Raw genomic sequence first — 1,419 nt, 5'->3', positions numbered from 1 at the left:
GATGTTTCATTGATATCGAACCTGCTTAACTGACTTCCCTGTTCCATTGCTCCCCGAATCCCATGTGCAGTTCCGACGGTTTTAGTTAATAATATGAATAATATCACTATTCTTATTACCGAAAACTGATTGCAGCCCGTTTCCGACTGGCGGTCGACGCGGTGCGGCGGACATCCGGTGGGGTGGGGTCGGCGGAGGCTGCAACGGTGCGCAACAGGCAAAAAAGGCGCCGGTTGCCCGGCGCCTCTGTGTATCACTTACCGGTTAGGGTAAGACCTGCAATGCATCCGTACCGACTCCCAACGCCCAGAGCGGCGGCGCCAGTAGCCGACGGAAATTCCGGCGGTTTGTGCCCCCCCTACTGATGTGTCACATGGTCTGTTTCTTGTACAAGTTCGCACCGGGTTAGGCAAGGTGTAGGGCGGCTCCTTCAACCTCGCCGCTTGCATCTATCTCTTGCCAAAATCTCTGGGTTCGATGCCCTTGGATGCCGGCCCTTGAATCGCCTTTTCTCCCCATTCCTTCACGATGCCGACCCGGTTGTACGGGTAGCGAATCTCGACGTTCACGCCGGTGTTCAGCAGCTCGCGGCGGTCGCTGTTCAGTACAAGTCGTTCGTGCTGGATGTGCAGCTCGCGGCCGGCCTCTCGGACTGACTGGATGACGTACTTGTCGTCGGCCGAGACAATCGGGCCTTCGTAGGTTTTGCCGGTCTCGGGTGCGCGCAGCTCGGGGTGTTGCCGGCCATAGTCCTGACGCTCGTACTCGGCCGGCTTATGCTCCGGGTATTGCTGTCCGCCGTATTGGCGCGCTACGTCACGCACGCGCTCGATCTCGCGTTCATCGGCTCGGCGTGCGGCCATCATCGCAAGGATCGTTGTCCATTCAGCCTCGTGTTGCCGGCGTTCTTCGGGCGTGGGCGGGCGCTCGCGCTCGGCCTCGATGGCAGCTCTCGCTACCGGCTGCCGCTTCCATTCGTTGCCGTGCAACTCGTTGTCGTACAGCACGTTGCCCTTGCGGTCGTAGACCTGCACGCGATCAGCCAGTTTGTGGCGCTCGATGTATTCGAGCGTCGCCGGCATCCCCTTGTAGGCGTCGTCGTGGGCCTGCACGTTCGACCAGCGCCCGAAGCCCTTGGCCGCCTTCTGTTCCTCATAGCGGCGGTGGATGCCTGCCATGCTGTCGCGCTCGTTGGCCGCGATCACGCGGGCGACGACGTAATACCCGGCTGCCTTGAGGCGTCGCATCGTGTCGGTAATCGGGCCGGACTCGCGCTGTCACCAGCACTTTTAATCTGACCCACCGCAGCAACTTCAAATTGACCCGCCTCCCGTAGCCTTTGGCCCTTTTGCAGGGCCATGCTGACCGTAGAGGAACAAGTGGAGATCAAGATATTGGCCCGACAGGGCATGAGCATCC

At 60.3% G+C, this 1,419-nt stretch carries 1 pseudogene; it reads right to left on the bottom strand.

From position 1 onward, the window contains the following. Positions 1-449: 449 nt before the first annotated feature. Positions 450-1,274, bottom strand: a pseudogene (locus tag J7360_RS20740) (zeta toxin family protein); the annotation flags it as partial. Positions 1,275-1,419: the final 145 nt, after the last annotated feature.

This window comes from Xanthomonas sp. D-99, assembly GCF_017746145.1.
Taxonomy (GTDB): domain Bacteria; phylum Pseudomonadota; class Gammaproteobacteria; order Xanthomonadales; family Xanthomonadaceae; genus Xanthomonas; species Xanthomonas cissicola.
This window is presented reverse-complemented; position numbering and strand designations above follow the sequence as displayed.